General features: G+C 45.3%; 3 protein-coding genes and 1 pseudogene. 3 read left to right on the plus strand and 1 reads right to left on the minus strand.

Translation table 11 applies throughout. The features are described 5' to 3' along the window. A partial coding sequence (locus B3D59_RS07295; protein ID WP_286818669.1) for an IS110 family transposase occupies nucleotides 1-244 on the minus strand: 244 nt, incomplete at its 3' end. 837 nt (nucleotides 245-1,081) lie between these two features. On the opposite strand from B3D59_RS07295, the gene B3D59_RS07300 reads away from it, so the two are divergent. The 3 genes and pseudogenes from B3D59_RS07300 to B3D59_RS18440 all read left to right on the plus strand — a co-directional run. Then, entirely contained in the window at nucleotides 1,082-2,104 is a 1,023-nt protein-coding gene (locus B3D59_RS07300) for a PDDEXK nuclease domain-containing protein (RefSeq protein WP_286818670.1), read from the plus strand. 739 nt (nucleotides 2,105-2,843) lie between these two features. Further along, nucleotides 2,844-3,197 (plus strand): annotated as a pseudogene (locus tag B3D59_RS18435) (WbqC family protein); the annotation flags it as partial. Nucleotides 3,198-3,241: 44 nt separating this feature from the next. Then, the coding region (locus B3D59_RS18440; protein ID WP_414646520.1) for a WbqC family protein at nucleotides 3,242-3,391 on the plus strand (150 nt) is incomplete at its 3' end.

Consider the following 3,391-nt stretch of genomic DNA (forward strand, 5'->3'; position numbering starts at 1 on the left):
TCTTGTCAGAGCTCTTAAAAAACGAGGCCAGATGGTAACCATAATTTGAGGTAGCTTCCAGACCCAGTACCACCTGTTGTAAGCAGTGCTGGGCCGCAGCTTCCACAACATGGTCCACCAGTGCCCGGGCGCCGGCCAGCGTATTCGGCACGTTAAATTTACGCACCGTATCACCATCACTGTTTATACAGCGGACATTGTTTTTACGCAGGCTCACGTCGATACCGACATAAAGTTTGCTCAAGAGATCACCTCCACTCTAAAAATAATCAAGTAGGGTACAGGACCTGGGTGCCCTTGGGAACCGCCTTACTCAGCCTCGTAATGAGTACTCGCCCGGCCAGGTGGGTGCATGAATGGGAAGCTGCAAAATCCCATCACCATAGCGCCGGGGGCACGACCAGCGGTTAGAAAAGGACGGCGGACCAAGGGTAACAGGCTTTCAAAAGTAGTAGTCTCAAAGACTCCACGAGGTAGATAAGAAATATCCCCATACCAGCTTGTTGGTCACATTGTCCCGCAAAAAGGCAACCATGTCCAGACACTACTTGACCGTAGAAGACGTAAAGTTACAGTTACCGGTGCGCTCTATGGATGCTACGCATCCTTCGCGCTATGTGGTTTTTTGAAGTTCTCTAAAAAGGTAAAAAGACAACAGAAAACCGGCCCGGCCAGGGTAACTGCTAAACAGTAGACCCGGGGGGCCGGCAAAGAGATTATCACCAAAACAATCCATGCCCATAAAGAGTTTCAGAGGACTTAACTGTCCATTCGCACCATGGCGACCAGGACTTGGATTGTGGATATTTTTGAGATATTTTTAAGTTCTTTATGAATCACCACCATTATTTAAGGCACTGTTGGCCAACTACCTTCAATAGCGATTCCACAATACAGTATTCGCGCGAATGACCGGTACCGTTACCGTACCTGTTGTGGAATCTGGTATTTGACTTCGTTGGCCTCGGTACCCCGTGATTTGGGAACCGGTTCCCGGACCTAACCGGATTAGCCATATTGTTCCTTAACTGGGATTTAGGCTGTCCGGTGGTTCTGATACTATTATACGAGGAGGAAGATTATGCTGCTTAACAATAATGAATATCTTGAGATTTGCTCGGATATAAAAAATCAAATACGCTCTGCACAGCATCGAGCGGTGATTGGAGCCAATCGCGAGCTTATTATGCTCTACTGGAATATTGGAAATGTCATCAACGCCAATTCAGAATGGGGCAACAAATTCATTGAAAATCTCGCTCGCGATATCAAGCTCGACTTCCCCGACACAACGGGGTTTTCCGTCCGCAATTTGAAGTACATGGCCAAGTTCTCAAGCCTTTATTCGGATATTGAATTTGTGCAGACGGTGTCTGCACAATTAAGCTGGTCGCACAATGTCGCACTTCTTGATAAAGTAAAGGACGGTGAGCAAAGAGCCTGGTATGCGAAAAAGGCGATTGAAAATGGCTGGTCAATCAATGTTATGGTTCATCAGATAGAATCAATGCTTTACAAACGTCAGGTACTTACAGAGAAGGCAACCAATTTTGAAACCCGTCTGCCAAGCCCGCAGAGCGAATTGGCTCAGCAAACATTGAAAGATCCTTATATTTTTGATTTTGTGCAGCTACGAGAAAATGCGATAGAACGTGATGTCGAAGAACAGCTTGTAAGAAACGTTACGCAGCTGCTGCTTGAGCTTGGAACCGGCTTTGCCTTTATCGGCAATCAATATCACATGGAGATTGGCGGTGAGGACTACTACCTTGACCTGTTGTTTTATAACTTAAAGCTTCGCTGTTATGTGGTTGTCGAACTGAAAACAGGCGATTTCAAGCCGGAATATGCCGGCAAACTGAATTTCTATCTTTCTGCCGTAGATACTGAGTTGAAGAAAGAACAGGACAATCCGTCTATCGGTATCCTGTTGTGCAAACACAAGAACAAACTGATTACCGAATATTCTCTGCGGGATATGACAAAGCCCATAGGCGTCAGCGAATATCAGATTACCAACCTTTTGCCGAACGAATTCAAGGATACCTTGCCTTCTGCAGAGGATATTGAAAAGAGAATTATGCCCTTGGAAGACGAGCAATAGAAGTCAAGAGACCCACTATCATTGTGAGATAGTGCCTCTCTTGTGCTTTTCCGTATCAGTTTGGGGTGTGGTTCAACAAGTTACCCTATTAAACCGTGCCTTTCCAGCGCCCGTTATTTTTTTGTGCTGATGTACCTGGGAATGCACTACCAGAAGTGTATCAATATTACTCTGCCTTATTGAAATATGGGGTACATGACCCTGTTGCTTGCACTCTTCTGGCCTTTGGCCTACCTTCACGTAAACTTGCACTTGAGGTTTCTGAGTATTTTGATAGTAACCAACTGTCGCCTTATGACCTGATTGAGTGGCTTCTAAATAATGAACCCACCGACCCAGAACGTCTCGGTTTTTCTGTTGAAATAGTATACAACTTTATTTTACACATTCATAAGCACAACATAAACAGCCTTGTTTTGCTTTATTTGCTGTCTATTATCGCTTTGGAGTTTACGCCCCATTTGCTCCCGGTGAACAATCAACGGAGTCATCGTTGGCCTGGAATTCGGCATCCCGGTGGTAACCGGAATAGAATGCAGCCATGTCAATCTTTAACGACGGGGAAACCGTAACTGTGGACGGACAGAGGGGCTTAATTTACAGGGGTATTGTTACTGCTAACACATAAGATTCGTTAAGTCTAGCATTTTTTTATGTTACGCTGTAGTGCTAATACCGGTTGATTATTTCCGGCCACCAGCCGAACTACCTGCCCTGGCTCGGATATTTCCAAAAAATGATGTCCTGTGATTTGTTTGTCATCCTGGACGACGTTCTGCATTCCAGGGGAGCCATCACCAATAAGAACAAAATTAAAGGTCCGGAAGGGGCCAAGTTGTTGAGTGTGCCGTTGGCCCAAAAAAAGGTTTTTATCAAAGACGTTACGATCAAAAACGAAAGCAACTGGCATCTAAGTCATTGGGGGTCCTTGCAGAGCTGCTACGCGAGAGCACCCTACTGGAAGGAGTACAAGGATCTTTTTTTACCTGTTTACGAGAACCCGGTTTCTAAACTGTCGGAATCAAATTTAAAAATCATCCAAATCATCCGGGAGCTTCTTAATATAAAGACCCCCATGGTGAAGGTATCGGAATTTCCAGATATTGAGGGGAAAAAGGGGACCAAAATCGTCAATATATGCAAATTTTTCGGGAGGGGAACATCTGCCTGTCTGGGATTGGCGCCCGCAGTTACAATGATGAAGAGGAATTTGAAAGAAATCAATTGCCCCTGGTTTACCAGGACTTTGAACACCCCGTTTATCCGCAGCAGTGGGGTGACTTCATA

The sequence above is a fragment of the Desulfobacter sp. UBA2225 genome, from assembly GCF_002348205.1.
In the GTDB taxonomy this organism is placed as follows: Bacteria; Desulfobacterota; Desulfobacteria; order Desulfobacterales; family Desulfobacteraceae; genus Desulfobacter; species Desulfobacter postgatei.

What these genes read in the sequence shown, in the direction of transcription:
- B3D59_RS07300 (WP_286818670.1), top strand. Translation starts at nt 1,082, where the DNA reads ATGCTGCTTAACAATAATGAATATCTTGAGATTTGCTCGGATATAAAA.